The sequence below is a fragment of the Arthrobacter sp. sptzw42 genome (assembly GCF_059089685.1).
In genome coordinates, this window is record NZ_JBNHEX010000014.1 from 43,063 (window position 1) to 68,993 (window position 25,931).

Consider the following 25,931-nt stretch of genomic DNA (forward strand, 5'->3'; position numbering starts at 1 on the left):
TCTATTCGAGCTCTTCGATCATCGCTGCCAGCTGCGCATCTGACAGGCCAGACGGGCTATCTGGAGCCTCTACTTCTTCCTCTTCATACGCATCAAATGGTGTGCCATCCCAAGTCTTGTCGGTCACTCCAATGATGATCACCGGGCAGTTGCCGGCTTCGCCGCGGTTGATCCGAATCTCTGCCTTGTCGAAGGCCGTCACCGTAGACGTGCTCAGATCGATTGGCAATCCCTTTTTGCGTCTGTGCTCCGGAAGCGTGGCCTGGTAGTCCCGCCAGATGGCGCGTGCAAGCCGCAGCAGAGGAAGCCGGCATTTAGTGATGATGACCGCGCCGTCAATCAGTCCGTGCTCGTACCAGGAACGGTAGGCAGCGAGGTCGCGGTCGAGGTTGCCGTCTTTGGCGTTCCACTCGATGTCTACGATCATGCGTCCTTTGTGGTTGTCCACCCGGAAACCTTCGCTATAGACGGATGGCACTTCTTCCTTCCAATGAGGCACGTAGTTCCTGCCTACCTGCCGGAAGTCGGTGAAGAAGTAGCCCCTGATCTCTGTGTCGATGCGGGTCTCCTTCCAGCCGAATTTCCTGAAGCGGTCATCCAAGTTAGCGGCGATGTCACCCTTGTTGCCGCCCTTAACCAGCCACTCGTTCGGCGTGAGCTTGAAGTCGTCAAGCACGTTCAGGAGGTCGTTGAACTCTACTGGAGCAACGGCGCTGAGGATCGCGGAAGCATTGCCGATCTCAAGCCACTCGTAGCGCTCGCGGATGAAGTCAGGGACAACCGCGGGGTCGTCGTAGCTGTTGGTGATGTACATGGGTCTGACAGTAGTAGAAGTCAAGGACAAGATGACGCAGCGCCTCGGACTAGTGCCTAGGTTCAAGTAGTGCCAATTGGATACGATCAAGCAGACGTTCAAACGACACCGGGAGGCACCTATGGAAGACACCACTGAGATTATCGACATCATTCGCAAGCAGGGCCTCTTTGAAGTGGCCGAAGTTCGGACGTTCCGCGGCTACCTGAATGACTCGAACGAAGAAGTTGAGATCATCATTGCCGACAGCGGAGAGAACGCCAGGGCGGGCCGCTACACCGCCTCTGCTCAGGTCCTGGACGATCCCGACCGTGTGACGGCCAGCAACCCCGAGAGTACGATTCAGATGGCCCTCGTGGGTGTCCACTGGGATGAACTGAAGCGCCAGGGTTAGGTCTTAGAGTCCCTTCATGCCTTCAATCCGCCTTGCCTTCAACGCTCCCAAGCTTGCATTGACCACCGAATCAGATGAAACGCCGTCTCCAACTGAGCAGCTGAAGCTTGTCCATGCAGAAGTTGATCGTCAACGAACGGCAATCGCCGCACGTCGAAATGCTTTGCACACAAGAGCAGCAGTCCTGGTTACCGCTGCTGGCGTCCTGGCGACCATCCAGACTACGAGCCTCCAGTCCGGGTGGCAGTTCATCAGCATTGGACTGTCGGTCATCGTGGCGGCGGTTGGGTTGTGGACGATGTGGCCATCTTCAGGCCCTGAGTGCGATCCAAAGAGTCTCTTCCAAGAACGTTTGACGGCCGAACCGTACAGCATCGAGTGGCGGATTGTGGAGGACAACATCACTGCCCTGAGCGGTGAGCAGGAGTTACTCGGTAAGATTGCCGCGAGACTAACGGTTGGGTACTTCGTACTTCTCGGGATGTGGCTATCAATGGTCATTATCTCCTGGCTGAAGGCCGTGACATGGATATAGCAGGAGGCCCCCATGGCTGATAAGAAAGACGACAAGCCGAAGTACGACGCAAAGCCGAAGGTTCAAATTCCTTCGACGGTCTACCAGTCGCAGTTCAGCTCGAACGACAAGGAGAAGACGACAACCCTCCAAGGTGTTGCGACTCCCCAGCAGCGGGATAAGAAAAGCGACTAGATTCTTCGGGTAAAAGAGCTCCATCAGTGGGCTCTTTTATTTTTGTCCCCCGATGCAAGAGCGTTAGTTGAGTAGGGCCAGCTGTGAGATCCAGATAGCAAGCAAGCCAAACAATGACACAAGTATGCCGATCCATGCTGGACCGGGTGATACTCCCGACTGCTCGTTCGATAGCACTTTCTTGACCTTCGCGTGCTGCTTCCCCAAGGTTGAATGACTAGTAACGTACACCCACGTTGCGCAAGCAACCAGTACAAAGCCGAGAACTGATGCCACGAGCGCAAGCAAGTCAACCACTCCGACTGCAGTGGCGACGATTAGAGCGCCAATAGACAATGCTCCTGTGGATAGGGTGCCAGCAGCAACGCTTTGCCAGAAGGTTTCACTCTTGAACCACTGAATTACGATATCGGACTTATTCGGTGTCTTTGCATTCTCCATAAAGATAACCTTAGCGCATATATCAGCCTTTCTTTTTTCCGTTGCCTGTGTCATAAATAGGGCAATATGGCAGACGCATCTACTCAAGAATCACCAGAAGAAAAGAACAAGGGCGGACGCCCATTGAAGTTCGAAACGGTCGCTGAGCTGAAACAGCAGATTGAGACCTACTTCAACACCTGTGATCCTCACACCGAGATGCGCCGCGTAGAATCGGGCGTCAAGCAGGACGGCACAACCAATTGGGCAACTCGTGAAGTGATGACCGAACAGCGGCCCTACACCGTTCTTGGCCTTGCAAGGGCACTCAAGACGACCCGCGACACGCTTATCGATTACGAGTCAGGGAAGTACGACGACCGCGATGACACCGACCCTTCAGGTGACAGGTTTTCCGACGCTATAAAAGAGGCGAAAGCCCGAGTCAACGAGCAAGTTGAAGAGCGCATGCTCAGCGGTGCCGCTCCTGGCTCCGCCTCCATCTTCTGGCTGAAGAACAACGCTCAGTGGAAAGACAAAACAGAGGTCGACCACACCACCGACGGTAAGCCGATGACGGCGCTTGTGGAGATCGTCCGAAGTGGGGACCGAGCCGACAGTCAGGATTAAGTTCCTCGAAGAATACGAGGAGCTTTTCAACGAAGACTGGCGCAACATCGTCTTCTACGGCGGGCGTGGTTCAGGTAAGTCTCGGCATGTTGGTCTTGCCCTAACTCTCCGTGGCCGGCAAAAGAAGCTGCGCATCCTTTGTACTCGCGAGCTGCAGAACACCATCGCTGATTCAGTCCACAAGCTCTTATCCGACATCATCAACGAGTACGGCTTCACTGACTACGAGATCACCGAGAAATCGATCCGGAACACCATCACCGGGACTGAGTTCCTCTTCAAGGGTCTGCGGCACAACTCAACCGAGATCAAGTCGATGGAAGGTATCGACATCGCTTGGGTGGAAGAAGCTCAAAGCATTAGCGAGTCGAGCCTGAAGCTGCTCATCCCTACAATTCGTAAGCCCGGCAGCCAGTTGATTTACACCTTCAACCGTATGAACGAGTTGGACCCGGTCTACGTCCGCTACTGCAAGACGGAACGTGCCCGCACCTACGTTCGCAAGGTCAACTATGACGTTCTGGAGCGAGCCGGCCTTTTCCCCGCAGAACTGCGTGAGGAGATGGAAGCCGACAAAGCAGTGTCCCTGGATCTCTACGCTCACGTCTGGCTGGGTGAACCGGTTGCTCAGGGTGATAACGCCATCCTCAGCCGTGAAGCCATCCTGTCGGCTATGGAGCGCAAAGTGGATGATGAAGGGGCTATTGAAGTCGGCGTCGACGTGGCCCGCATGGGGAGTGACCGCACCGTCTTCAAGAAGCGCAAGGGTCTCAAAGAAATGGCGACCAAGACCTACACGAAACTGCGGACAACAGAGGTATGCGACAAGCTTGAGCTGTTCGTTGACTATGACAAGTCGGTCCTGCTCAAGATCGATGACACTGGCGTCGGCGGGGGAGTCACAGATGAGATGATCGCCCGCGGCTACCGAGTCATGGCCACCAACTTCGGAGCCAAAGCATCAGATCCAGACAAGTATCCGAACCTCATCAGCGAGGCCTGGTTCTACCTGGCAAGCATCATCGACACCCTCCACATCGAGATGGACGACGACCTACTCATGGAGCTCTCGAGTCGCCAGTGGAAGATGGACTCCAAGGGACGGCGAGCAGTCGAGAGTAAAGACGACTACAAGAAGCGGGGCTTTAGGTCACCGGATAAGGCTGACGCCCTGATCATGTGCTTCTACAACAATGCCATCGGACCATTTGATTATGCTCCTGATACTTCATCAAATGCCTTCGGTGGTGGCATCACGTCAGGATTGTTAAACACTAGGTTCTAGTTTATATTTCAAGTAGATGGCCAGTAATACCAAGAGAAAGCGAACGCAATTAGTCGGCCCAGAAATGGGAGACACTGGAACGAGTATTTTCTCGGGCGTAATTACTGGCGAAGAGTACAACTTCAATCTCACGGGTCGTAAAGCCCTCAGGGTCTGGGAAGAAATGCGCCGCTCTGATGCGAGCGTTGGTGCGTCACTAAAAGCGATCAAGTACCCGATCAAGGCCACCAAGTTCTTTGCGGCTCCAGCAACTGAGGATGCCGCGGACGTTGAAGTGTCGGACTTTGTTCACTGGAACCTGTTCAGCCGGCTCAAGTGGAAGAAGGTGCTCGGCGAGATCCTGACTTACCTGGAGATGGGCTACTCCCTCTTCGAGATGGTCTTCGAGGTTGAAGATGTCGACGGTGTTGAGCGCATCGTGCTCACCAAGCTGGGCTTTCGTAAGCAGTCCGGCCTAGAGTCCTGGCAGGCGGGTCCGGACACACCGGGCATCACTTTCCGCAAGTCGGATGGCAAGAGCGTGGCCATCCCTCTTGAGAAGCTGATCGTCTTCACCAATGAGCAGGAAGGCGACAACTACGAAGGCGTCAGCATCCTGCGTACTGCTTACAAGCACTGGTTCTATGTAGATAAGTTCGATCAGATCGACGCTGTTGGACACGAGCGCCACTCTCTCGGTGTACCCAAGATCAAGTATCCCCGGACTGCAACAGACGCTGAGCGCGAAGCCGCTAGGGCTGTGGTTCGCAACTTACGCGCAAACGAAGAGTCCTATGTTGAAGAGCCTGAAGGCTGGGACATCAGCTTCATGGACATGCAGGCACACAGTCTTAAGGACATCGGACCAAGCCGTGACCGTCATGACCGGCAGATCACTAAGAACGTCCTGGCCCAGTTCTTAGAGCTCGGTTCAAGTGGTGCGAGTGGCGCCCGCTCAGTGAGCGAAGATCAGCACATCCTGCTCAACCAGTCCATCGAATCTGTACTCGACTACATTGCTGACACGCTCGGCTACGTCGTGAAGACCCTCGTGGATCTGAACTTCACTGTCGATCAGTACCCGACGATCAAGCATGGCGACGTGAATCAGAAGGATGTCACAGCACTTGCTGCCGCTGTAGAGAAGTTCGTGAAGGCTGGCGTCATCACACCTACCGAGGCCGATGAGGACCACGTCCGTCAGCTGATCGAGTTCCCGAAGCTTAGTGACGAGGACAAGAAGGAGCGAAGCAGCTCCAAGGCGGCGAAGCCCAAAGTTGAAGCCGATAGCCGCAAGAGTGCTGCTGGCGTTGTGGCCCAAGTAAGTGCGAGGGACATCCCTGGCCTCTACGACGGCACAGACATTGACCCCAACAACTTGGGATGCATCATGATGGACACCGAGACGCTGGACGTGATGAAGCATCTTCCTGCTGATTTTGCTGATGACCTGATCCAGGCGACTAAACCGGGTGATCATGCCATGGGCGCAGTTGCTGAAACTGAAGCTCATGTAACCCTGCTGTACGGGCTCTTAGAGAACGGCAATATCTGGAAGGACAAGGTTGATGCGGTTCTCAAGGACTGGTCCCTCGAGTCTGTCACCATTGCGGACGTTGACTACTTCGACGTGGGCGACAGCTTCGCGGTGATTGCTCATATCGAGAAGACGCCCGAACTCATCGACGGACATGAACGACTGACGCTACTCCCGCACATCCAGACCTTCAGTGAATACAGGCCACACCTAACACTCGCGTACGTCTCGAAGGATGCGGACATTGATGACTGGGTGGATTACTTAGGCACTGCCCACAACGGCAAGACGATCAAGACCACAGGCATCAACTACGGCGACCTACCGGAGGGTGACGGTGGTGCTAAAGAAGCCAGTGCGCTGAAAAGCCTGGCTACAAAAGTCTCAGCATCACTAACGAGGCTCCTCTATGGCGACAAGAGCAGAGCTGCTTAAGGCACGCGAAGAACTGCACGTAGCCATTCACGCCGCTGAAGAGTGGCAGGAGAGCTATAAGTCGAACCCGGACACGTTCCGGCTGCTCCTCACGCTTGAGGCACGCTTAGAAACAGCCACAGGCGAATATCTGCATGAGCTAGCCAGCCGAGCGCCAGGCTATGTGGACTGGTCCAGGCTGCCCGATCCGGTCAAGGCAGACAACGGACCGGTGCTGAACAATGACGATCCCGTCTGGCGAGAAGAAATGGCCCTGCTAACTGCTGCCGTCATCGACATCATCACGGACCTAGTAGCCACGGGAGCGGTGGCAGGAGAAGCCTTGTACGGCATACCTGCTGGCTATGCTGCCCTTGAATACGCCACCTTAGATGCGGCGATCATGGATGCGGCCAGGAAGCACACTGCTGAACTCGTCTCGCATGTCACGGAGACGAGCCGCAAGCTGATCCGAGAATCCATTGCCAAGAGCATCTCGATGGGGGAGGACGTCAACGAAGCAACCGTCCGCCTGATGAACGTCATCGATAACCCAATCCGCGCGCGCCTGATCTCGGAAACAGAGCCCGTCAACGCCTACCAAACCGGACTCAAGCACTATGCGAAACAGACCGGGGCGAAGAAGAAGACCTGGGATGGTTTGAGCGGTGCGTGCAAAATTTGTTCTCCGGTTATAGGGAAGACAATCGATATCGACGAACTGTTTGTTCTGGCGAATGGCCGCAATATCGACAGGCCTGCGGGACATCCCCGTTGTAGGTGCAGCCTTATCTATGAATATTAGCAATGGCGCGAATTAGTAGTGTTGTAGTTTTGTACTAAGTTATTGTGCATCATGTGCCACAAGTTATACACTAAACATGGCACAAGTGGTTCCTATCAAAAATCAATTGCTATGAACTTACCACTCGCCACCTAGCACCTTAAATACGCGGCGTTGAGCTATCAGGCTCCGCCGCTTCGTTACATTCATTTTTGGGCACAAGCAGTTCCTATCTTTTTTGGATCTTGAAGTCGCAGGTTCGAGTCCTGCCCCGCCGACCATCGGTGGGTAGCTCAGCTGGTTAGAGCGCAAGACTGGTTTTACTGCTCGCCCATTTCATGAAGCAATAAACAATAAGGGCACCCGTGGTTCCTAACAGGTGTTACGCAGGTTCGAATCCTGCCAGACTTCGGTCTGTGGCCGAGCGGTTAGGCATCCAAGTACTACCACCCGCCCAGAAATTATGGAGCAATCCAAATGTTATCAACCATTCGACTATTCAAAGCTTTGCCTGTCGAGTCAAAGGGGCATGCTGAAAATGCTGAGCTCGCTAAAGCAACTCTTGCAAAAGGGTTCATCTTTGCGCCTGAAGTTATAGCAGCTTACCCAGACACTAAGTACCTGATCGATCAAGTGAATCAGGCATACGGACGAAGCTCCGACGAGTTGAACGCAACCTTCCACAAGTCATTTGCCAAGGTCCGAGACGCTTCAACCCAGCAACTGGTTTTCGAGCAGATGCTGCACTACTTGACCACCTACGGCGCTGAGCATTTGGGTGTTTACAGCGAAGAGTCTGTCTATATCCCTGCTGAAGCACTCGATGCGCCAGAACTAGGTGAGGGCATCAGGGTTGTTGTTATCCGCGGCCTGACAAAGGACGAGCTCAAGGTCGAGCTGATGAGGCTGCTCACTTCAGGGGTTGCCCTGGCTGAGCGCACCGTAACTGACGGGCTAGACGTGGCCACCTTTGTTGGCTTCGATGAAGACGACCTAGAGGAGGTCAAGAACAAGGAAGTGAAGGCGGCACTATACGACTACCTCGGGATCGTGCCGAGTCAGCCAGTCGAGTTCCTGCGATTCGTCGTCTTCCGTTCGACCGGCAAGACGCTGCTCATCAAGAACCGCGAGCTGATCGACGAGATCAAGGCACAGCGTAATCTCGACATCGCCCGCTACTTCGACCAGTACGACCACGAGGTTGGCCTGGCTCGACTTGCTGAGATCTTCTACCGCCATAAACCGATCTTCCTGGCATTGCGCAGCAACACGAAGTTGAAGAAGAGCATCAACAGGGTCCGCCGACTCGCGGTTGCCAACCACAAGCCGATGCCTGAGGACCTGCTGAACACGATCACGTCGCGTCTAGAGCGTGGCGAGGCCGTCAGTGCCGCTGACTTCACCAGGGCACTGGAAAGCACCAATGTCTTCCGCAAAATCCGCTTGGCTTACGCACTCAAGTTCCGCACCACCGATGCCGATTCGATTCTGTACCGGGTTCGCAACGGTAAGTCGTTCGCCAAGGACTTCAGCTTTGCTAACAAGCAGGGCGCGGAGAGAATCTACAAACTCATCATGAAGTCAGTCGTGGACAGCATTGCCCCGAACGTCGCTGGCAAAAAGATCTACATTCCTGCCGGCCTCAAGTACGGGCTGCCGGCTACTGAGAAGCAGTTCACGGGTAACCTTCCAACCGGGACCTACGTCGAAGTCGCCGAAGACTTGGTCGCTGGTATCCACTGGGAGAATGTCCCGAAGCATCGCATTGACCTAGACCTGTCGATCCAGAATGCCAACGGCAAGGTGGGTTGGGATGGGAGCTATCGCGACCAGAACAACGGCATCTACTTCTCCGGTGATATCACCGATGCGCCAAAACCAAAGGGTGCGTCTGAGGTATTCCATGTCGTTGGCCAGGCCCGTGGTTCGTGGCTGATGAACGTGAACTACTACAACTTCGTCCACGAGGTTGCCGTGCCCTTCAAGATCGTTGTTGGCAGCGAGAGCCGCGAAAACATCGCCAAAAACTACACCATCGACCCAAACAACCTACTGGCCTTCAGCAGCACCGAGATCGACGTGAAGCAGAAGACGCTTGGCATCATTGTTGCCGACGAAGAGAGCACCAAGTTCTACTTCGCTGAGGCTGACTTCGGCAAAGGTATCTCGGCTCGCGTCAGCGAACATGCTGAACAGGCCCGGAAGTACCTGCTGAACTACTACACCCACTCGATCGTCCTCAACGATGTCCTAGTGGCAGCGGGCGCGGAGATCGTTGATTCAGCAGCGGATGCCGACATCGACCTTTCTCCAGAGGCCATCGACAAAACGACCATCCTTGGCCTTCTCCAGGAGCAGGCATGAGGCGGACGGTCGTTTACGTACCAGTCGAGCTCCTACGCAGACTCAAAGCAAAGCTCGCTATGCGAGGGGTGACAGTGTCGGAGTGGTTTAGAAAGAAGGCGCAAGAATTCATCGATGAGGATGCCTAAACGGAAGAGCCCTAAGACAGGGGCTCTTTTTTGTTGCCGTTTATTCGTTTATCCTATTGACATACCTATCCTTATTTAAGACATTAAGGGTATATGGCAAAGGCATTTCACAATCTAGTTAAGATCAACGCGGACTCACAAGGGAACGCTCCTAAAACTATCGAGCTGCTTCGTACAGGTACCTGGAACACTCCTTGGCACGGCGAATTCGAGATTACTCCAGAAGACATCGCCCAGTTCGTGGTCAATGCCGATAAGGGAATCGGGCTCGTAGAAGCCGATCCAAAGATCCCTCTCAACTATGGACACAGAAGCACTGATAAGGCTGCTGGCTGGATTCCGAGGCTTTACGCCAGTGAAGATGGTACCCGCCTGCTTGGCGATCCTGACTGGACTCCTGCAGCTGTTCAAGCGATTAGGGATGGTGAGTGGTCCTATATTTCGCCCGAATTCAACCCTCGTTCCTACCCATGGGAAGACCCTGAGCAGGAATACAACTTCGTCAGCAACGTCCTTACCGGTGCTGCCCTTACAAACATCCCTCTTTTCAAGAAACTGAAGCCAATCACGGCATCGCGTTTGCCTAACAAGAAAGTGAAGGCGAGTGCCGCTGGCAACAGTGAGAACAATAAAGAAGGAGAACACATGACGTTAGAAGAAATTCGCGCCAAGAAACCTGCCGACCTTACGGAAGACGAGAAGTCATTCCTGGCCGAGCACAAGGCCGACCTAACAGCTGAAGAGCTGACTACGTTCGGGCTCGAAGTTACCGACGACGAAGCAGCGAAGGCTGCTGCCGAGAAGGAAGCCGCAGACAAAGCAGCTGCTGAAGAGGCAGCTAAGGCTGAGGCAGACGCCAAGGCCGCCGAAGAGGCGAAGGCAGCAGAGGAAGCAGCAAAGATTGAAGCGAACGCTAAGCCCGTCAGCATTTCAGCTGATCGCCTAGCCAAGCTTGAAGCCGACGCAGCCGCTGGGCGAGAGGCGCAGCAGAAGCTGGCTCAAGCCGAAGCAAGCGAGTTTGCATCAGCCCGCATCAAAGCCGGCCAGATCAAGAGCGGCCAGAAAGACCAAGTGGTCAAGATCCTGCTCGCTTCACGCGGTGAAGATCGCAAAACACTCGAGACGTTCCTGAAGGAACTTCCAGAGAACAAGCTCGTCACTGACGGTGAGATCGGCGATGGCGGAGCTGCAATCGTGGCTGACGTTGCCCAGGTTGTGGATGAACGAGTCCGCAAAGTCCTGGCTGACGCTCGCGCAGCCGGCAAATCAAAGTCGTACGCCGAGGCCCGCCAGGAGGTGCTCGACGCCGATGAAACCCTAAAAGAACAGCTCAAGGAGGAGCAGTAACAATGACAGCATTCCAACCAGGTGAACGCTACAGCGCCACTGCAGGTGCAGACCTGACCGGCAAGCAACACCACATCGTCAAGCTAGATGCGAACGGCAAAGTCGTTCTCGCTACAGCCGCCACAGACGCCATCCTTGGTGTCCTGGACAACGCTCCAGTCGCTGGCCGCACAGCTGATGTCGTCCTACTCAACGGCGCAGGCACCTTCAAGGTGAAGCTCGCAGCCAACACCGCTAAAGACGCTTATCTGACCACCAACGGCAGCGGACAGGCAGTGGCTACCACTACTGCTGGCAACCGAGTTATCGGCCGCCTGATCCGTGCTGGCTCAGCTGGTGCGATCGGTGAATACATCAAACTAAACGAAAAGTACTAAGGAAGGCATAACTGAATATGGCCAATCAACCAACCTACGTGGATCAAGCGCTGACGAACGTCGCTAACGCGTGGTTCAACGATCAGGAAGACTTCATCGCTGAGAAGCTGTTCCCAGTGGTGCCAGTCACCAAACCAACGTTCCTCATCCCAGAGTTCGGCAAGGAAAACCTAAGCCTTCCAGCTAACTCTGTGCGCACCGGTCTCTCTAAAGCGAAGAGCATTTCACAGACTCGCACCTACAAGAACGCTCAGCCGCTTGAAGAGCACGCGCTCTCTGGCTACGTCACCAAAGAGGATTACCAGCTCACCGACGATCCATTCGTTCCTGAATCTGACGAAACCGAGAACATCTTGTCTGTCATGGCCCTCATCGATGAGAAAGCCCTCGCGGACAAGCTGACCGATCCAACGATCATCACCAATAACCGCACCCTTACAGGTACAAGCCGCTGGTCTGACTACGCGAACTCGAATCCATTCGAGGACATCAAAACCGCGGTCACATCAAGCAAGTTCATCAAGTTCAACACGATGGCTCTCAGCCGCGAGGGTTACCTCTCACTGATCAGCCACCCAGACATCCTTGACCGCCTCAAGTGGGCTCAGGGCGGTGCTGTCAGCCTTGAACAGCTCAAGCAACTGTTTGGTCCGTTCGGCATCAAGAACATCTACATCGGTCAGGCTAGCGCCAACTTCGCCGAAGAAGGCCTCGACGAAGATATCCAAAACATCTGGGGCAACGATGTGCTGTTCGGCTACGTTACCGACAAGCCAGGCCGCAAGCAGCTAAACGGCGGCTACAAGTTCCAGCTGAAGAACGCTCGCGAGACTACGAAGGAACACTTCAACAACCCATCTCACACGGAAATCGTGGTCACTGACTACTACAACTACGAGATGCTGATGTCGGACGCTTGGTACCTCTTGAAGGACGCCTTCGCGACGGGAGCTTAGTCGTATGGCTAGTGGCGTAAGCAAGATCAAGTACACGGTGGGGGCAATCGCTCCCACCAACCTGAAGACCGTAGCCGTCACCGTAAACGCAGCCGCTACTAGCGGCACAGCGACAGTGAAGGCCGGCGCCAAGATCCTCGGAATTCTGCCAGCAGGCAACCAGGATCAGTTCGTCTACAACGTAGCCCTGAGCGGTACGACCCTCACCGTCACCCTCGCAGCGGCTGCAACGGCTAACAACACGTTCAACGTAACTGTGCTGGAGGTATAAACCATGGCAGATACAGCAAAAGGTAAAGCGCTGAGTGAGATCAAGCTAGACGGCGTGATCTACAAGGCCGGCGACACCGTTGAAGCATCGAAAGCAACCATCAAGCGTCTGATTCGCATCGGCTTAGTGGAAGACCCAAAGGTTGAAGCGGAAGCACAGGCAGCCGCCAAGGCCGCCACAGCTGAGGCTGATGGCAAAGCCGCGGAGATTGTGAAAGCAGCGGAAACAAAGGCTGCGGACATTCTGGCAGAAGCAGAAGCGACTGCGAAGGGTGTGACCGAAGAAGCCCAGGCAAAGGCGGACGAGGTAGTCAAGACTGCTGATGCGAAAGCCAAGGAAGTCACGGACGCCGCGGAAGCAGAGGCGAAGCAGATCGTGGCTAAGGCCCAAGAGGACGCAGCAAAAATCACGGCAGATCAAAAGAAGCCAGCAGCCAAGTAGTTGCCTGGCACTAAGCAAAAAGAGCACCATTGTCGGTGCTCTTTTGCTGTGCCACGATTTGCATACATGCTTTCCTAGCAGCCGCACTTGTCGCCAAAGGAGTCGCCATGACCGAGCAAACCACCGAATATGATCCAAGAATGGCTGGGAAGATTCTGGCGATTCAAAGGCTGCAGCGCTACGGGATCGACCACGATGAGGGTCAGCTCTTGAAGTCAGAGGTAGTCGACGCAGCGATAGAAGAAGCCTTAGGGAGTTTGAGAGGTAGCGAACCCCTGGAATACGTGGATTACCTTGCTGAAACGGTTGCATTCGCAGCTATGGCTCGAGAAATTAGCGGAGATCGCAGCCCTGGCCAAGAGCTGTTGATGCGCATTAAGGACGTACTGCGTGAGGTGTTCGACGGCTTGATATATCGGTGATGAGTAACTCGAGGCAGGCCGGGCAAGGGAAGCCGGAGACAATTGGGCTGCGGCTCGCGGACTATGACCGGTGGAAGCAGTTCTGTGCCTACCTCGGTGCGGGCATCGGTGCCCTCGTCTTGTTCGGCGACTTGGCCAAGGATTCTTTCGAGGCGGCTCCCCATTGGATGAGAGCGCTGTTCATTACTCTCATTCTGGCCGCCGGGGTATTCCTAGGCAGAGCGTTCTTTGGTTACGTGTTTGCTGCGGCGGAGCTATCAAAGAGGCAGTTGAATGATGGCTTAACGGTGGCAGATCCCGTGCCAGATGATCCGTGGTTCAAGTATCCGCAAGCGTCTTTCGTTTGCTATTGGGCTTCTCTCATACTGGGTGCTGCTGCAGCTCTTCTCCTTTGCTTTGCCGCTTGGCAAGCATGATGCGAGGCGATCTATCGGTTATTTGGACGCTTTACCATCCTCTGGGGCCTCTGCCTGCGGTTCTTCTGGTTCGTCGGCTTCCTTCTTAGGAGGATGCCGACGTAGGATCTCGTCCGCTTGCTTCTCCCAATCCCCGCCGTGTTTGGCCTCAAATTCGTCCCTGGTCTGCATCTTCCCAGGAGTGCGGTCAATCTTAGCCAATCCGGCCATTGTGCGAAGACTATTTACGAAGTCCAGACGCGCAACGGAATAAGCATTAAGTCGAGCAAGGCGAACTTTTGAGTCACCCGTGGGAATCACGAGGACTAGCAAAACTTTGAAGAAGTCTTCTCCTGGTTTCAGCGTCGACTTCACTGCTTGAAGCTCGAAGGTCGCCCAAACGTCTTTGAGGCGCATGGCGTTATCCATCGTCGCCTTCACGTACTCCCTGGCATCGAGCGCCCGAGCCTTTGTCTCCTGCATCATTACGAGTGTCTCGATCTCACGACCGAGAGTGATCAGTTCGTTCGCAGCCTCGCGAGTGTCCTCGATCTGTTTGTCCTTCTTTTCGCGCTTTGCTTTTCTGCGGTCGCTTGCCCAAGTTGAACCGAATGCCACGAGAGCACCAAATAGAGTTGCAGCACCTGTGATGAGCGGGATGCCCCACCATGGAGCTTTTTCTGCTGCCAGTATTTGGCCCAGCCCTGCTAGTACCCCCGAAAGCCAGTTCCAAAACTCCATGATGCTCTTTTAAATTCCCGTCATAAATGTTTTATTGAAGATATATGGCAACAACCCTCCGCATCGACTCGTTCCATGAATCAAACATCGTTGAGCGCGGTGAGCTTGCTGCAGATGCCTTAGAGGGAGCGACAACGCTTCTACTCCGCAGCACCCAAGGAATCCTAGTTGGTCAGATCATCTACGTCGGGCATTTGTCGCGTGAGGGCATCGAGAAGGCCGCTGTGGCGTTCGTCGATGGCGAGACGACAGTGACACTGTCTGAGCCGCTAAAGCTCGCACACAAAGCCTATGAGCCGGTCACGGCAGTCCTCGGAGACAAGATCCACATCTACCGAGCCGTGAACGTCACTGACGTTGTGCCTGCCGACGATGCGTTTAATGTCTTGGCAACACGTGAGATCGATCCCGACCAGATGTCCACCTACTACCGTGACTCTGCCGGCTCTGGTGGCTACTGGTACAGGTTCACATACTTCAACGAGATGACGATGGCTGAGACTGGTCTACTGGAACTCCCCGCAGTTAGAGGTGAGAACGCGCCGCACTACGCCTCGGTCCGTGAGATCCGCGAAGCAGCCGGCTTCCAGAACGCCTACAACCTGTCGGATAGTCGCATCGAACTATGGCGCCGAACGGCGGAAGCTGAGATCAACACGGCACTGGCGGGCTCTTACACCGTTCCCTTTGACCCTGTCCCAGAGATCGTCCATACCCTCACAGTTCAACTGGCCGCTGCGCTTCTTGAAGAAGACGCCTATCGCTCGAACGCTGCCAGCAACAAGGTAAAGCAAGCACGGGCTGCACTTCAGGAGTATCAGCTTGGGAGTCTGGCAGTGACCGATGACCAGGGGTTTGACTTAGCTACAAGCCAGCCTGTCACTGGTTGGCCCGATGAATCAGCGCCGCGCTACTTCAGCATGGGGGACCGATTCTAGATGGCCGAGTATTCCGTCATTATCGAGGGCGGTCCTGAGCTTGCTATCAAGCTGCGCAAGTACGGCACCAGCATCCTGGACCTCAGTAACTCGATGGATAAGACGGGCGCTTATCTCAGTAAGTTCTTCTCCGGTGAAGTCTTCGCATCTCGTGGTGGCGTGATCGGGGAGCGGTGGCCAGCGCTCAACGACAACTATGCGACCTGGAAGGCGCGACGGTGGCCAGGACGACCTCCACTTATGCAGACGGGCCTTATGAACTCCAGCTTCAAGCACAAGTCCACCAAGCTCACAGCCAGCCTCTGGAATGAGGCTGAGTACTTCGAGTATCACCAGGAAGGCCGCGGGGTGCCTCAGCGCACCATGATGAAGGTCGACCAGCAGCGAGAGCGACGCGTTGTGGAGTACATCGCGGAAGACCTAGCGACCAAGCGGAGGCAAGCTGATGTATAGCGAGGACACTGTTCAGCGGGTCCTTCGTCTCATGGAAAAGACCTTTGGCACTACTTTTGCCACGTACTACGACGGCGATCCTGAAGCGATTCCGCTGTTTAACTTACCCGCGATCATCGTGACTCAAACAGGCGATGAGACCAGCGAGGACCAGCAAGGCGAAGACAAGGTGCTAGATGCGATCACTATCAAAGTGGTCCTGAATAAGCGAGATGACTTCACGGGGGACAAGGTTGATCCTCTCAACCTTACGGAGCGCAAGATCAGAGACATCATTGCTAAACGCGATCCCGAGACAGGTAAATACGATCTTCGTTCGGTGAAGGGGGCTATTCGAAAAGAGCTCCTCGATGGCTTTACTGCGGTCGCGCCCACTATGAACGTGGAGTATGGACTGAACCCGAGAGGAGCGGGATATGCCAAGGATGTCGAATACGCCAGTCTCACTGCTGAAGGTCATGTGTCCTTCACTGTCGAATATCCGGTGGAAACCTACGAATAACGCTATTTTAAATGCTGACCGCTTCGCATATATTGAAACTATGGCAAGAGCTAACAAATCCACAGAGCAAGAAACAACGGATAAGCAGCTTTTCTATCTCCCAGTAGAGGGTGTCACTGTCGAGGCGAAAGACCTTGAGGAAGCACAGGCAATCGCTAAGGAGGCAGTAGAAGCTCAGAAGAGAGAGGTAGGTGATGACAGCATTTAATCCATACAAGAAACGTCGTGAGTACATTGTTCTGGGGCCAGAGAGTGCACCAGGAACGACTGCAACGAAGCAGTACACCCTCAGGTGGCTAGACAAGGGAATCAAGTCGATCCCTGGCATCCTTGAGAATGAAAGTGCCATGGGCTCAGACGTAAAGGTTAACGACAGTGCGATTGATCTTTGGCACAGCGAAGGCTCGCTTGGCGGCAAGGTAACCGAGGACGGTTATGGCTGGCTCCTGACCGGCATGCTCCCGAAGGTTACAACGACCGGTCCTGTCAGCGGGGTCTACACCCACCTGTTCGAACGAGATAAGACAATTGCACGCCGGACCCTATCAATCTGGGACGTTCGCCCGGTGAATACACGGCTCTTCAACTCGATGTACATGGACAACTTAGAGACCACGGTTGAGGTTGGTGACAGTGGTGCCTGGCTCGAAGCCAGCACGTCGCTGAAAGGCTGGAAGCACAGCGATGTAGCCGCCGTAACCCCCGCCTTTACGGTTGATGAGAAGGAGTTCACCAGTCGACAGGTTGAAGTCTTCCTAGCTGATGACGTAGCCGGCCTAACGGCGGGTTCAAAGGTGAAAACCAAGCGCATCACCCTGCAGATGGAAGAAACGGCAACCGTCGATCACTCCCTGGGTGAGACGAACAACGATCCTGAGTTCGACAGCGCCCCTGCTGAAGTCAAGGGCACGATGCTCATCAAGTACCGCAAGACGGACTTTGAAGAGGACTACTTCACTAATGCCGTTCATGCCATGAAGATCGTTGCCACCAACGGCACGTCAAAGATCACCTGGCTCGGCACCAAGGTTCGCTTCCGTGAACTGACCGACTCGGACGGTCGCGACGATACGGTCACTCAAGAGATCAGCTTCTACTTTGAAGCCGATGACACCAACGGCGGCAAGGACATCACGGTGACCGTTGAAAACGGCGTCGCTTCATACGCTGCCTAATCTTCATTGATGATATATACGCCCCATGCTTAAATAGGGGCGTATTTGTTTTATCGAAAGGATTATATGGGGCTAAACATTGTCGCTAATAGAAGGATGTCACTGAAGGGCTTTGCTGAAGGCTGGGACGAATGTTATTTATTGGTCCGCGGTGTTAATGAAGCTCGCCGCCAAGAGGTTCTCGCCAAGCTGGGGGACAAACCGAGCGATGATGTCGCAACTAAGGTGGTCAAGAGCTTCTGCCTTGAGGTGATCGTTGGTGGACAAGTAATGACGACAGAAGACGACGGCACCACTCACGCCGTCACCCTGACCCTAGAGGATGTCCCGGTCGTCGTCGAAGCCTTGAACTATGCCTGGCAGCAAGAAGTCGCCGCCGTCGCGACTGGAGCCGACCGTTTAAAAGCGCAGCTGATGTAGAGCAGTACGTCGAGGCTTATGAAGCGTATTACCGCTTCGGGATGAGCTTCCAGAGTCTTCCTAAAGACATACAGGATGAAATATTCTCCTATGAATATCGCCTGAGGTTCGGTCTTACCGTCGAAGAGTTCGAGCGCGAGCCATGGGAAGCGCTATATCAAGCACAAGTTATTTGGAGTCAGCAAGCCGCCAGACAGAATGACGAAGCAAGCAAAAGTACATTTCATGATATGGGCGACTAGCTATAGAAGCTAGTCGTCTTTGGTGTTAAATTGAGGATATAGACAGCGCCTAATAACTGTCACTGAGCATTACCGCGTGGCCAACAAGATAAATATCGTTATTACTGCAGAAGATAAGGCTAAAGGGCCTATTCGAGCAGTTGGCGATGAACTTGATACAACGAGCGCCAAAACAAAGCGGTTTGACGGTGCGCTGGCTTCCCTTGGCGGAGCAGTCAAGAGCACCAGTTTGGCCCTTGGGGCTACTGGCCTGGCAGCTGCTGGCGCGGGAGTCGCCATAGGCTTCGACTTCAACAGCCAGGTCGAGCAGGCCCGTACAAAGCTCATGGCGTTCATGAAGGATGGCGAGAAGGTCGCCAAGACGCTGGACTGGGTCAAACAAGAAGCTGCCGCCACACAATTCAGCTTCACCGATATGGCAGATGCAGCCGCCAACCTAACTCCGGTCGCTAAATCATCCGGTGTTGCCCTCGAAGACCTCATCCGTCAGGCGGAGATCCTAGCTGCGATCAATCCGACTGAAGGCCTCACTGGTGCGACCTTCTCACTCCGCGAAGCGCTCTCCGGGGATTGGGTCTCCATAGTTGACCGGTTCAACCTGCCGCGTAAGCGCATCAATGAACTCAAAGAGCAAGGCGTGCCGGCGATGGAGATCATTACTCGCGCACTTCAGGAAATGGGCATCGAGTACAACCTGGTCGCTGATCAAGGGAAGACAGTTTCGGCTCGCTGGGACCAGATAGTCGACAAGCTCAAGATGATGGCCGGACAGGCCGGTAAGCCTCTATTTGATCGCGTCTCGAATGAACTCGATACCCTCGGCAAGTTTGATTACACCGGCCTCGGAGACAAGCTAGCAGGTGTCTTCTCAGGGGCTATCGCGTGGGCTGACGAGATGACGCCCAAAGTCATGGCCGTGGGCAAGCAGGTCGGTGACTACCTCGGCCCTAAGTTCGGTGAGCTGGGGCGCGTTCTTACGGAAAACGTCATGCCAGTCCTGGGTCGTCTTTGGCATGAAGTTCTGGAGCCCCTCATGCCGGTCTTAGGTGAGACCTTAGTCGGCGTCATTGGTTTCGCCGTCGACGCCTTCAAAAACTTCTTGTCTATTTCCAGCGACGTGCTCAACTTCCTCCTCGATAACAAGTGGATTATCTGGGCAGCGGTGGACGCGTTCATTGCCTTCAAAGCGGCCATGGTAATCCGAGATACCGTGTCAGCTTTCCAAGAAGGTATGGCGGCAGCAGCTGGTCCTGGTGGTGTTGGCCTCTTGCAGGGCAAGTTCGACAGCCTCAAAGGTGCACTTACCTCGCCTATCGTTCTGCCGGCTTTGGGAGTCACGGCAGTCATGCTCGGCCTTCAACTGATTATCGACAAGACCAACGAGACGATCCGAACTTTGCAGAGCCTGGGCTCGCAGATTGATAAGAACCGCCGCGAGGGAGCCGCCACTGACGCCGCAATCAAGAAGGGCGTTGACGAAGGAAGAATCTCACAGGAGAAGTACCAGGAATACATCCGCAACACTGGCCGCGTGGCCGAGCGCACTGCCAACGACATGCGCCACACGTACGACGGCTTCTTTGGTCCGCTCAACCGTTCATTCGACAACCTTTTCGCCCGCCTAAGTGGCGCAAAAGAGCAGTTCAAAGGCACGGGATTTGGTGGCTTTGCCACGGGTACTAATGCCGCTCCTGGAGACTGGCGCATCGTAGGTGAGCACGGTCCAGAACCGATGTACGTACCGCAGGGTGCCCAGATGACGCCTGCTTACCGGGCGCGACAGGGGGCTCCGGCTGGTGGCGGTGGTCCGGTGATTAACATGAATGGCCCGATCAACATCAATAACGGCAGTGACTACAAATCTATGCTCAGCGACATCGGCTTTGCCTTGAGGTTGGCCTCATGAGGATCTGGCTGAATGACTTCCTCTTGAATGACTCGACTAACAGGGTCTATCTCGATGAGCCGATCACTGGGCTAGAGCTGCCGGGCGTACGTACTAGCCGGGGTAACAGGGCGGGACAATCCGGCAGCTACATTGGCGCTCAATTCGATGATGCCCGGTTCATCACCTTGAACGGCCACATTTACAGTTCCAGCGTGATTGAAGCGAAGCAAAAGCGACGCGACATCCAAGAAGCACTGCCGCTCTATCCGGAGACGATCACCGTTCGCATACAAGATGACGATGGGCGTACTTATGAGCTGTCTGCCCACTACGTCGACTTCAAGTTGCCCATTGAGGGCTCCCGCTTCAAGCACCTCTTCAAGATCAACTTGGAAGCACCTGACCCGATCATCTATGACACGAGCGCCGGCTCTGCACTGACGGCCAACATCCAGAAGGCCATCCCTGGCGGCTTCCAGTTCACCAGCACGATGCCTCAGTTCGACAGCTTCTACTTCTCCGATGCTCAGTCAATTAGCGTCGTCAACAACTCAAGCCCGAACGTGGCCTACCCGGTCATCACCATCCCCGGAAAGCTGACTGATCCCGTCATCACCAATCAGGAAACAGGGGAGAGCTTCAGCCTTGAAGGCTACGCGGTGGACAGCAGCGCCGTCACGGTTATCGACATGGCTAACCACACCGTCACGTTGAACGGCGGCAATGCCTTTGGCTACGTCCCGCTTGATGCCCAGTGGTGGGGGCTGGAACCAGGTGACAACACGATTGACTTCACATCAGGCAGCGGCTCGGACGTCACTTCGGGGGTGATGACCTGGCGACCTGGCTATAGGGGAATCTAAGGATGGCGTACAAGACTAAATACGCCGTCGAACTCTGGTCGGCTGCCGGTGTCCGTATCTGTGAGATCACGCATCTGGTTCGGAACCTTTACTGGACGGAAGAACGCAATGAAGCTGAGGTGCTTCAGTTCAGCATGGACCTCGACGCTTTTGAGAAGTACATGGAGAACAACGTCAAAACGGACGTGCTCTCAAACTTCCGAGAGGGGCAAACGGAGATCAAGCTCAAGGAGAACGACGAGTATCTGTTCGGCACGCAGCTCTACTACGCACCGATCGAGCTGAATAACGACGGCTCAGCAACTATCTCCGTGACCGCCCAGGGTTACTTGAACTTCTTCAACTCCCGCTATCCCGACCCTACAGTCGCCTACACCAACACGGAGAGCGTCGAAATCTTCTACGACCTCGTGAGAAAGGCCCAGGCGGTTACTAACGGCAATTATGGCGTCATCATCCCGTCGAGTGGCTACTACGTCACAGGCGTGACGAGAGACCGCACATTCGAGCTATATACAAGCTCCACCAAGCTCAACATGCAGCGCCTCACCAACCTGGAAGACGGCAACTTCGATTTCAAGTTTCTGGCCGACAAGACCCTGATGACCTACGCGCAGATCGGCTCGCCTCGTTCTGACTTCTTGATCGACTTTAACCGCACGAAGAAGCGCTCTACCTTCGATCGAGCGACGCTCAGCCGAGGTGCCAATAATTTGTTCAATCAAGTCATTGGCATCGGCAGCGGGTTTGGCGCCGACCAACTGATCTCGGTCAAGAACGACACCGCCTCACAAGTAGAGTTCGGTCTTCGCCAGACACCCGTTCAGTTCAATGAGATCAAGGTTCAAGCCACCCTCGATGAGAACGCCCAGGCGCGGCTAGACAGAGTGAAGAGGCTGCTGCGCATGCCGCAGATCACACTCAGCGGCGCTGATCTTCCCGCTACTCGTATTGAGGTAGGGGACATCTTGCCGTGCCGCTTTGCTGGCCGAAGGCTTATCGAGGATATGACAGGGCTCTACCGCGTCGAGCGCAAAGAAGTGAAACCCGACGAGAACCACTTCATCAAGGAAATGACGCTCTACTTCGAAAAGATCGGGGAGTACGTCGGCTGATGAGCGACCTCATAAAGAATCTCCCAGAGCGGGGCTTGGAGAGGGCGCTGCGGGACATCGAACAGGTGAATGCTGAGCTCAAGTCCGCCCAACGGCTCAGCAATGAGGGTGGTCTTATTGGCTACACCATTGACACGGCTAACGCGTGGGACAGGACCGAAACTGTTACTGCAGCAGACACCACGCAGATGACGTTCGTCGTGACGTTCACTACGGATCAGTCGCAGCTAATTAGCGTTGCGCAGCTCTATGTCGATATCCGAGCCAACGGCACAGGTGATAGCAACAAGTTCACCTATCTCAACGGGACTTATGCAGGGATCATCTTTGCGGGCGTCTTCGGCTGGAGCGACGGAACCAACGTCATCTACAAGGGCAATGAGTCATCCACGTTCGGTACTGACGAGCACACGTGGACAATCCACTTCTTCTACAAGGGCACGATTACCTACTACATGAAGCCCACGATCCGTGCGTCTTGTGGTGGGACGGTCTCAATCACGAGGACTCTCTAATGGGCGTGACTAGAGTCGATGACCTTCCGGAGAAGCAAGCGGCGGCAACGCTGCGGGAAGCTGCACAGAACGCGAAAGAACGAAAAGCAATGCAGCGGATGGGCGGCGATAGCTTGCGCTATTTCCGAACCGACAACGCCGGAGCTTATGCCTGGTCTGGCCGGCTCGACACCCAATCGGTTCAGGATGCGTCTACTGGGTTGGCCAACTTTTTGATCAACCTGACATCAACCACGGCTCCTGCTTTCCTGGCCTCCATAGTTGTGGAGGTAGAGGGCAGCAGCGACGGACTGTCCTGGGCACCTCAGCCACATACAACTGGGCCAACTGATGGCTACAACTGGGTTCTGGGAGGCGCAGGTATCGCAAATGCAGAGCCATACAAGATGAAGTTCCAGATCAATATCCGCGGCCCGTATAACCATTACCGGCGCTTCAAGGTTCAGGCACTGACCACCTCTCCGGTGTCGATCAGCGTCACGAGGATTCTCTAGGTGAGTGTTCTCGACCAGCTACCTGAAGGTGAGGGCGTTCGACTGATTCGCCAGATCGAGAGCGAGCAGCGGGAATTCAAGGCACCTCAGAGTGTCGGGAGCAGCGCGGTGCAGATCCTCTACTTCGCTAACCCAGGCCCGTATGACATCACTGTTCCAGCCAACGATCCACGAGATGTGCTCCTGAGCTATACGCCGAGTCAGCTCGCTTTCGGCGGCGGACTTGTTTTCTACGCTTACCAAAGTATTAATGGCGGACCGTTCTATGGGATCGAGCCGATGCATCGTCTTCGAGTCGGAAGCGACAATATACAGAAGTGGCGCATCCAATACTTCAACGGGAGTAATGGCGCGGCGCTGAATATTCGCTATGCACTAATGGGAATTGGCTCTGGCGCTATCTCGGCAAGTTTAGTAAGTTAAAAAGTAGGAATACAAATGAATGTTCGATAACCTCAAAACTTATAACTACTCAAAGTCACTGGTCTCGCCTGAAGGATATGGGCGACATGAAAGCAACTTTCTCAGTGGCGACATTATCAACGGTTTTGAGACTGTTATTGGGACTGGCCTCCAAGTCACAACGAAGCCAGGCAACGCGGTCCTTCGTTTCGGTTCGGGTGGCACAGCCAGCGCCTACCTTGTCTCTTTGACCGCAGACTTCACGACGACGCTCGCCACAGCTGATGCCAGCAACCCACGTATCGACTCCATCGTGCTCTACGTGGACACCAGCGTTTCTCTTCCAAGTGGCACGCCGACTGCAGCAAATCTTGATGGCTTAGGCGTTGCCAAGATCGTGCGCGTCACGGGCACCCCTGGCTCGAACCCAAGTGCACCGACTACATCAGCCATCCAATCTGCGATCGGTTCAGCCAGCTATCCATATACAGTCCTGGCAAACTGGCGCGTCAATGCCGGCGTCTCGGCTTTGTCCCAAACCAACTGCACCGAGACGCGTGTGTTTGCAGCACCGAAGAACCAACGAGCTCTCGGTCAGACGAGCTTCATTGAGAGCGGCGGAATTGCCAGCTTCACTGCCAGCACCTTGAACGGTTCCATCACTGCTGGCACGGCCTGGATTAGCTTTGGCGGCGTCCTCATTCCCCAAACCTTCAATTCTTTGAACTTCACGATGGCGGCGAGCAAAGACCGCTACTACTACGTCACGCTGGGCAACTCGACGATTCAGGCGGCGACAGATGTCAGCAACAACGCTGCCAGCCCTGCCTTGCCAGCTAATTCCGTGTGGGTGGCCATCGTCGTGAGCGGCGCGAGTGCAGTTACGAGCATCAACCAAGGACAAGTAGGTGCAGTAGCGCCAGTGGTGTCAGGTCGCACGCTCATGGTCAGTGATACGAATGGTCAGCTGATTTACCCAACAGCGGATCAGCGACTCATCGGATACGCGGAAATCACCGCGAACCAATCAACTTCAAACTCCAGTGTCACTCAAGTGCCGGGTCTAAGTGCGACCGCCGTTATCCCAGCCAACCGGAAAGTGAGGGTCACTATGATGTGCGGCAACTTAGTCAACGGGACTACCAATGCCTATGCCAATGCTCAGATCTGCGACGGAGCAGTATCCGCTGCAACGAACCTGGTTGGTGCCACTCTACAATCTCCAACTGGATCGAACTTCGCTAATGCACTGACACTTACGCGAGTAGTTCCTCTGTCGGCCGGACTACACACAATCAACGTGGGCTTCTTTGCGCTTGGTGGAGGGACTGCGACATTACAAGCAAGTCCGCAAGGATCATCGGAGCGTGGCCCAGCAAATCTCTCCGTGGAGCTCGTCTAGCCATGAGCGGGGAAGCTGTCGCCTTGGCTGCTTTGGGGATCATGGCCACGGTTGTCGGTGTGCTTGTCTGGCTACTTAAGAAGCTCTTCAATCAGAACGATACGACGCTGAAAGAAGGCAACAAGGCCAACCTCAAATTGGCAGACTCAATTGACAAGCTTGCGACTGCATCGGAGGAACAGACGCGGGCCGGTCGGGAGCGTGATGCTGAGCAGCGAGAGTTCCAAGAACAAGTGCTTGCCAACTTGAAGTCTCTGAACGCGAAAGCCGATAAGACTTACAAGGCCGTCACTGCCAAGCCCATCACTATAGAGCAGCAGCATGTTCAAAACCAGGTTGTTCAGCAAGAGGTGGTGGAGGTCAAGAAGTAATGGCCTTCAAGCAAGTAATCACCCCAAACCCAGACGTTCCTTGCGCACCGGGATGGTGCCTTACTTACGTCGACGATGCCTTCAACCTCAAAGCGCACGGGAAGCTGAAGAACTACGCAACGGCAATCGCTGCCTGGGAAGCCAGCGAGTACAAGCACCGAGATCACAATTTTCCCGCGAACTGCTGGGTGCCCGTCTGGTTCACCATGAAAAACGAGCCAGCAGGCCATGTCGCCCTTCTGGCACCAGATGGGGCGGTGTGGTCATCAAGCCACCCGACGAACAGGAAACCCACCCGTCATGAATCTCTTGACGATCTCTATAGGTATTACGGTGCTGGTCGCCTGAGCTATTTGGGCTGGACGGAAGACCTGACGGGCGTACTAGTAATCAAGAAAGGAGAAGATATGGCAAAAGCAACATTTGAAGACGTTAAATATCTGTATCAATCACTGCGGGGTGAAGACTTGTCGGACGCTGATATCAGAGCCAGCGGCTACGTCGGGGAGACGTATGAATCAGTCGTAAAGGATATTTCGAAGTTCACCTTTGACCGTGGGCAGGACTTCTTTGCGTATCGTCGGTGGAAAGAGGCGGAGGTGACTGAGTTGAAGAGGCAACTAGCCGAGGCTCAGGCCGCTAAGACAGCGCCGGCCACTGCAACGACCGACGCAGAGAAGAAACTACAAACAATCAAAGATACTGCCCGTGCGTTCGTTGAGGCACTGGACATAAAGTAAGGA

General features: G+C 54.6%; 34 protein-coding genes and 1 tRNA gene. 32 read left to right on the plus strand and 3 right to left on the minus strand.

The features are described 5' to 3' along the window. Position 1 precedes the first annotated feature (1 nt). Positions 2-814 carry a BglII/BstYI family type II restriction endonuclease gene (locus AC5RT4_RS15485; protein ID WP_494106356.1) on the minus strand — a complete coding sequence of 271 codons (813 nt, stop codon included), beginning with the start codon at positions 812-814 and terminating at the stop codon, positions 2-4. Positions 815-935: 121 nt separating this feature from the next. Here AC5RT4_RS15485 and AC5RT4_RS15490 point away from each other — a divergent pair, with 121 nt between their 5' ends. The 3 genes from AC5RT4_RS15490 to AC5RT4_RS15500 are packed head-to-tail and all read left to right on the plus strand — an operon-like array spanning position 936 to position 1,917. Continuing rightward, positions 936-1,208, plus strand: coding sequence for a hypothetical protein (locus AC5RT4_RS15490; protein ID WP_494106357.1), 273 nt, complete (start codon positions 936-938; stop codon positions 1,206-1,208). Between the two features lie 16 nt (positions 1,209-1,224). Continuing rightward, the gene (locus tag AC5RT4_RS15495) at positions 1,225-1,743 is read left to right on the plus strand and encodes a hypothetical protein (protein ID WP_494106358.1); all 519 of its coding nucleotides are present in this window, start codon (positions 1,225-1,227) and stop codon (positions 1,741-1,743) included. 12 nt (positions 1,744-1,755) lie between these two features. Then, the gene (locus tag AC5RT4_RS15500) at positions 1,756-1,917 is read left to right on the plus strand and encodes a hypothetical protein (RefSeq protein WP_494106359.1); all 162 of its coding nucleotides are present in this window, start codon (positions 1,756-1,758) and stop codon (positions 1,915-1,917) included. A gap of 63 nt (positions 1,918-1,980) precedes the next feature. On the opposite strand, the gene AC5RT4_RS15505 is transcribed toward AC5RT4_RS15500, so the two are convergent. Then, a complete protein-coding gene (locus AC5RT4_RS15505; protein WP_494106360.1) occupies positions 1,981-2,358 on the minus strand; it encodes a hypothetical protein in 378 nt (125 codons plus the stop codon). 66 nt (positions 2,359-2,424) lie between these two features. Between AC5RT4_RS15505 and AC5RT4_RS15510 the strand changes: the two genes are divergently transcribed. The 13 genes from AC5RT4_RS15510 to AC5RT4_RS15570 all read left to right on the plus strand — a co-directional run bounded on the left by AC5RT4_RS15510 (position 2,425) and on the right by AC5RT4_RS15570 (position 13,688). Further along, complete coding sequence (locus AC5RT4_RS15510; protein WP_494106361.1) at positions 2,425-2,967, plus strand: terminase small subunit; 543 nt, start codon at positions 2,425-2,427, stop codon at positions 2,965-2,967. Further along, complete coding sequence (locus tag AC5RT4_RS15515) at positions 2,939-4,252, plus strand: PBSX family phage terminase large subunit (RefSeq protein WP_494106362.1); 1,314 nt, start codon at positions 2,939-2,941, stop codon at positions 4,250-4,252. Before AC5RT4_RS15510 ends, AC5RT4_RS15515 begins: the two co-directional genes overlap by 29 nt. Before the next feature lie 16 nt (positions 4,253-4,268). Further along, entirely contained in the window at positions 4,269-6,203 is a 1,935-nt protein-coding gene (locus AC5RT4_RS15520) for a phage portal protein family protein (RefSeq protein ID WP_494106363.1), read from the plus strand. After that, positions 6,178-6,987: a hypothetical protein gene (locus tag AC5RT4_RS15525; RefSeq protein WP_494106364.1), complete on the plus strand. Its 810-nt coding sequence runs from the start codon at positions 6,178-6,180 to the stop codon at positions 6,985-6,987. Before AC5RT4_RS15520 ends, AC5RT4_RS15525 begins: the two co-directional genes overlap by 26 nt. Positions 6,988-7,256: 269 nt before the next feature. After that, a tRNA-OTHER gene (locus AC5RT4_RS15530) sits at positions 7,257-7,370 on the plus strand. Positions 7,371-7,443: 73 nt separating this feature from the next. Next, the gene (locus tag AC5RT4_RS15535; protein WP_494106365.1) at positions 7,444-9,330 is read left to right on the plus strand and encodes a hypothetical protein; all 1,887 of its coding nucleotides are present in this window, start codon (positions 7,444-7,446) and stop codon (positions 9,328-9,330) included. A 221-nt stretch (positions 9,331-9,551) separates the two neighbouring features. Continuing rightward, complete coding sequence (locus AC5RT4_RS15540) at positions 9,552-10,805, plus strand: phage protease (RefSeq protein ID WP_494106366.1); 1,254 nt, start codon at positions 9,552-9,554, stop codon at positions 10,803-10,805. A gap of 2 nt (positions 10,806-10,807) precedes the next feature. Then, positions 10,808-11,182, plus strand: coding sequence for a hypothetical protein (locus AC5RT4_RS15545; protein ID WP_494106367.1), 375 nt, complete (start codon positions 10,808-10,810; stop codon positions 11,180-11,182). A 17-nt stretch (positions 11,183-11,199) separates the two neighbouring features. Beyond that, positions 11,200-12,138, plus strand: a complete 939-nt coding sequence (locus AC5RT4_RS15550; protein ID WP_494106368.1) for a hypothetical protein — start codon at positions 11,200-11,202, stop codon at positions 12,136-12,138. Between the two features lie 4 nt (positions 12,139-12,142). Next, complete coding sequence (locus AC5RT4_RS15555) at positions 12,143-12,409, plus strand: hypothetical protein (protein ID WP_494106369.1); 267 nt, start codon at positions 12,143-12,145, stop codon at positions 12,407-12,409. 3 nt (positions 12,410-12,412) lie between these two features. Further along, a complete protein-coding gene (locus AC5RT4_RS15560) occupies positions 12,413-12,850 on the plus strand; it encodes a hypothetical protein (protein WP_494106370.1) in 438 nt (145 codons plus the stop codon). Positions 12,851-12,957: 107 nt separating this feature from the next. Beyond that, positions 12,958-13,272, plus strand: a complete 315-nt coding sequence (locus AC5RT4_RS15565; RefSeq protein WP_494106371.1) for a hypothetical protein — start codon at positions 12,958-12,960, stop codon at positions 13,270-13,272. Continuing rightward, positions 13,272-13,688, plus strand: coding sequence for a hypothetical protein (locus AC5RT4_RS15570; protein ID WP_494106372.1), 417 nt, complete (start codon positions 13,272-13,274; stop codon positions 13,686-13,688). The genes AC5RT4_RS15565 and AC5RT4_RS15570 overlap by 1 nt, the downstream gene beginning before the upstream one ends. Before the next feature lie 18 nt (positions 13,689-13,706). On the opposite strand, the gene AC5RT4_RS15575 is transcribed toward AC5RT4_RS15570, so the two are convergent. Next, a complete protein-coding gene (locus AC5RT4_RS15575) occupies positions 13,707-14,408 on the minus strand; it encodes a hypothetical protein (protein ID WP_494106373.1) in 702 nt (233 codons plus the stop codon). Positions 14,409-14,452: 44 nt separating this feature from the next. On the opposite strand from AC5RT4_RS15575, the gene AC5RT4_RS15580 reads away from it, so the two are divergent. The 16 genes from AC5RT4_RS15580 (at position 14,453) to AC5RT4_RS15655 (ending at position 25,928) form a co-directional block, all read left to right on the plus strand. After that, positions 14,453-15,346, plus strand: coding sequence for a phage protein Gp36 family protein (locus AC5RT4_RS15580; protein ID WP_494106374.1), 894 nt, complete (start codon positions 14,453-14,455; stop codon positions 15,344-15,346). Continuing rightward, positions 15,347-15,799, plus strand: coding sequence for a hypothetical protein (locus tag AC5RT4_RS15585; RefSeq protein ID WP_494106375.1), 453 nt, complete (start codon positions 15,347-15,349; stop codon positions 15,797-15,799). It begins immediately after the preceding gene. After that, complete coding sequence (locus tag AC5RT4_RS15590) at positions 15,792-16,301, plus strand: hypothetical protein (RefSeq protein ID WP_494106376.1); 510 nt, start codon at positions 15,792-15,794, stop codon at positions 16,299-16,301. The genes AC5RT4_RS15585 and AC5RT4_RS15590 overlap by 8 nt, the downstream gene beginning before the upstream one ends. 40 nt (positions 16,302-16,341) lie before the next feature. Continuing rightward, a complete protein-coding gene (locus tag AC5RT4_RS15595; RefSeq protein WP_494106377.1) occupies positions 16,342-16,509 on the plus strand; it encodes a hypothetical protein in 168 nt (55 codons plus the stop codon). Further along, entirely contained in the window at positions 16,496-17,476 is a 981-nt protein-coding gene (locus AC5RT4_RS15600) for a phage tail tube protein (protein ID WP_494106378.1), read from the plus strand. Before AC5RT4_RS15595 ends, AC5RT4_RS15600 begins: the two co-directional genes overlap by 14 nt. Positions 17,477-17,572: 96 nt before the next feature. Beyond that, positions 17,573-17,896, plus strand: coding sequence for a hypothetical protein (locus AC5RT4_RS15605; protein ID WP_494106379.1), 324 nt, complete (start codon positions 17,573-17,575; stop codon positions 17,894-17,896). Between the two features lie 41 nt (positions 17,897-17,937). Next, positions 17,938-18,138: a hypothetical protein gene (locus AC5RT4_RS15610; protein WP_494106380.1), complete on the plus strand. Its 201-nt coding sequence runs from the start codon at positions 17,938-17,940 to the stop codon at positions 18,136-18,138. A gap of 76 nt (positions 18,139-18,214) precedes the next feature. Next, on the plus strand, positions 18,215-20,044 hold the full coding sequence (locus tag AC5RT4_RS15615) for a hypothetical protein (protein ID WP_494106381.1): 1,830 nt from the start codon (positions 18,215-18,217) through the stop codon (positions 20,042-20,044). After that, the gene (locus tag AC5RT4_RS15620; protein WP_494106382.1) at positions 20,041-20,889 is read left to right on the plus strand and encodes a phage distal tail protein; all 849 of its coding nucleotides are present in this window, start codon (positions 20,041-20,043) and stop codon (positions 20,887-20,889) included. Before AC5RT4_RS15615 ends, AC5RT4_RS15620 begins: the two co-directional genes overlap by 4 nt. Before the next feature lie 2 nt (positions 20,890-20,891). Further along, complete coding sequence (locus tag AC5RT4_RS15625) at positions 20,892-22,004, plus strand: hypothetical protein (RefSeq protein ID WP_494106383.1); 1,113 nt, start codon at positions 20,892-20,894, stop codon at positions 22,002-22,004. After that, positions 22,004-22,519, plus strand: coding sequence for a hypothetical protein (locus AC5RT4_RS15630; RefSeq protein WP_494106384.1), 516 nt, complete (start codon positions 22,004-22,006; stop codon positions 22,517-22,519). The genes AC5RT4_RS15625 and AC5RT4_RS15630 overlap by 1 nt, the downstream gene beginning before the upstream one ends. A gap of 5 nt (positions 22,520-22,524) precedes the next feature. Then, the gene (locus AC5RT4_RS15635; RefSeq protein WP_494106385.1) at positions 22,525-23,013 is read left to right on the plus strand and encodes a hypothetical protein; all 489 of its coding nucleotides are present in this window, start codon (positions 22,525-22,527) and stop codon (positions 23,011-23,013) included. Continuing rightward, complete coding sequence (locus AC5RT4_RS15640; RefSeq protein ID WP_494106386.1) at positions 23,014-23,436, plus strand: hypothetical protein; 423 nt, start codon at positions 23,014-23,016, stop codon at positions 23,434-23,436. It abuts the gene before it with no gap. 19 nt (positions 23,437-23,455) lie between these two features. Continuing rightward, positions 23,456-24,817, plus strand: a complete 1,362-nt coding sequence (locus AC5RT4_RS15645; protein ID WP_494106387.1) for a hypothetical protein — start codon at positions 23,456-23,458, stop codon at positions 24,815-24,817. Between the two features lie 2 nt (positions 24,818-24,819). Then, on the plus strand, positions 24,820-25,188 hold the full coding sequence (locus tag AC5RT4_RS15650) for a hypothetical protein (RefSeq protein ID WP_494106388.1): 369 nt from the start codon (positions 24,820-24,822) through the stop codon (positions 25,186-25,188). Then, a complete protein-coding gene (locus AC5RT4_RS15655) occupies positions 25,188-25,928 on the plus strand; it encodes a MucBP domain-containing protein (RefSeq protein WP_494106389.1) in 741 nt (246 codons plus the stop codon). The genes AC5RT4_RS15650 and AC5RT4_RS15655 overlap by 1 nt, the downstream gene beginning before the upstream one ends. The last annotated feature ends 3 nt before the right edge of the window (positions 25,929-25,931 follow it).

Bases quoted from the DNA above. Each gene is read 5' to 3' on its own strand.
- AC5RT4_RS15620 (WP_494106382.1), top strand. From the start codon at position 20,041: ATGAGGATCTGGCTGAATGACTTCCTCTTGAATGACTCGACTAACAGG.
- AC5RT4_RS15485 (WP_494106356.1), bottom strand. From the start codon at position 814: ATGTACATCACCAACAGCTACGACGACCCCGCGGTTGTCCCTGACTTC.
- AC5RT4_RS15570 (WP_494106372.1), top strand. From the start codon at position 13,272: ATGAGTAACTCGAGGCAGGCCGGGCAAGGGAAGCCGGAGACAATTGGG.
- AC5RT4_RS15565 (WP_494106371.1), top strand. From the start codon at position 12,958: ATGACCGAGCAAACCACCGAATATGATCCAAGAATGGCTGGGAAGATT.
- AC5RT4_RS15520 (WP_494106363.1), top strand. From the start codon at position 4,269: ATGGCCAGTAATACCAAGAGAAAGCGAACGCAATTAGTCGGCCCAGAA.
- AC5RT4_RS15590 (WP_494106376.1), top strand. From the start codon at position 15,792: ATGTATAGCGAGGACACTGTTCAGCGGGTCCTTCGTCTCATGGAAAAG.
- AC5RT4_RS15630 (WP_494106384.1), top strand. From the start codon at position 22,004: ATGAGCGACCTCATAAAGAATCTCCCAGAGCGGGGCTTGGAGAGGGCG.
- AC5RT4_RS15625 (WP_494106383.1), top strand. From the start codon at position 20,892: ATGGCGTACAAGACTAAATACGCCGTCGAACTCTGGTCGGCTGCCGGT.
- AC5RT4_RS15645 (WP_494106387.1), top strand. From the start codon at position 23,456: ATGTTCGATAACCTCAAAACTTATAACTACTCAAAGTCACTGGTCTCG.
- AC5RT4_RS15655 (WP_494106389.1), top strand. From the start codon at position 25,188: ATGGCCTTCAAGCAAGTAATCACCCCAAACCCAGACGTTCCTTGCGCA.
- AC5RT4_RS15600 (WP_494106378.1), top strand. From the start codon at position 16,496: ATGACAGCATTTAATCCATACAAGAAACGTCGTGAGTACATTGTTCTG.
- AC5RT4_RS15495 (WP_494106358.1), top strand. From the start codon at position 1,225: ATGCCTTCAATCCGCCTTGCCTTCAACGCTCCCAAGCTTGCATTGACC.
- AC5RT4_RS15605 (WP_494106379.1), top strand. From the start codon at position 17,573: ATGTCACTGAAGGGCTTTGCTGAAGGCTGGGACGAATGTTATTTATTG.
- AC5RT4_RS15510 (WP_494106361.1), top strand. From the start codon at position 2,425: ATGGCAGACGCATCTACTCAAGAATCACCAGAAGAAAAGAACAAGGGC.
- AC5RT4_RS15500 (WP_494106359.1), top strand. From the start codon at position 1,756: ATGGCTGATAAGAAAGACGACAAGCCGAAGTACGACGCAAAGCCGAAG.
- AC5RT4_RS15650 (WP_494106388.1), top strand. From the start codon at position 24,820: ATGAGCGGGGAAGCTGTCGCCTTGGCTGCTTTGGGGATCATGGCCACG.
- AC5RT4_RS15560 (WP_494106370.1), top strand. From the start codon at position 12,413: ATGGCAGATACAGCAAAAGGTAAAGCGCTGAGTGAGATCAAGCTAGAC.
- AC5RT4_RS15610 (WP_494106380.1), top strand. From the start codon at position 17,938: ATGAGCTTCCAGAGTCTTCCTAAAGACATACAGGATGAAATATTCTCC.
- AC5RT4_RS15505 (WP_494106360.1), bottom strand. From the start codon at position 2,358: ATGGAGAATGCAAAGACACCGAATAAGTCCGATATCGTAATTCAGTGG.
- AC5RT4_RS15535 (WP_494106365.1), top strand. From the start codon at position 7,444: ATGTTATCAACCATTCGACTATTCAAAGCTTTGCCTGTCGAGTCAAAG.
- AC5RT4_RS15580 (WP_494106374.1), top strand. From the start codon at position 14,453: ATGGCAACAACCCTCCGCATCGACTCGTTCCATGAATCAAACATCGTT.
- AC5RT4_RS15545 (WP_494106367.1), top strand. From the start codon at position 10,808: ATGACAGCATTCCAACCAGGTGAACGCTACAGCGCCACTGCAGGTGCA.
- AC5RT4_RS15595 (WP_494106377.1), top strand. From the start codon at position 16,342: ATGGCAAGAGCTAACAAATCCACAGAGCAAGAAACAACGGATAAGCAG.
- AC5RT4_RS15525 (WP_494106364.1), top strand. From the start codon at position 6,178: ATGGCGACAAGAGCAGAGCTGCTTAAGGCACGCGAAGAACTGCACGTA.
- AC5RT4_RS15585 (WP_494106375.1), top strand. From the start codon at position 15,347: ATGGCCGAGTATTCCGTCATTATCGAGGGCGGTCCTGAGCTTGCTATC.
- AC5RT4_RS15575 (WP_494106373.1), bottom strand. From the start codon at position 14,408: ATGGAGTTTTGGAACTGGCTTTCGGGGGTACTAGCAGGGCTGGGCCAA.
- AC5RT4_RS15555 (WP_494106369.1), top strand. From the start codon at position 12,143: ATGGCTAGTGGCGTAAGCAAGATCAAGTACACGGTGGGGGCAATCGCT.
- AC5RT4_RS15550 (WP_494106368.1), top strand. From the start codon at position 11,200: ATGGCCAATCAACCAACCTACGTGGATCAAGCGCTGACGAACGTCGCT.
- AC5RT4_RS15490 (WP_494106357.1), top strand. From the start codon at position 936: ATGGAAGACACCACTGAGATTATCGACATCATTCGCAAGCAGGGCCTC.
- AC5RT4_RS15540 (WP_494106366.1), top strand. From the start codon at position 9,552: ATGGCAAAGGCATTTCACAATCTAGTTAAGATCAACGCGGACTCACAA.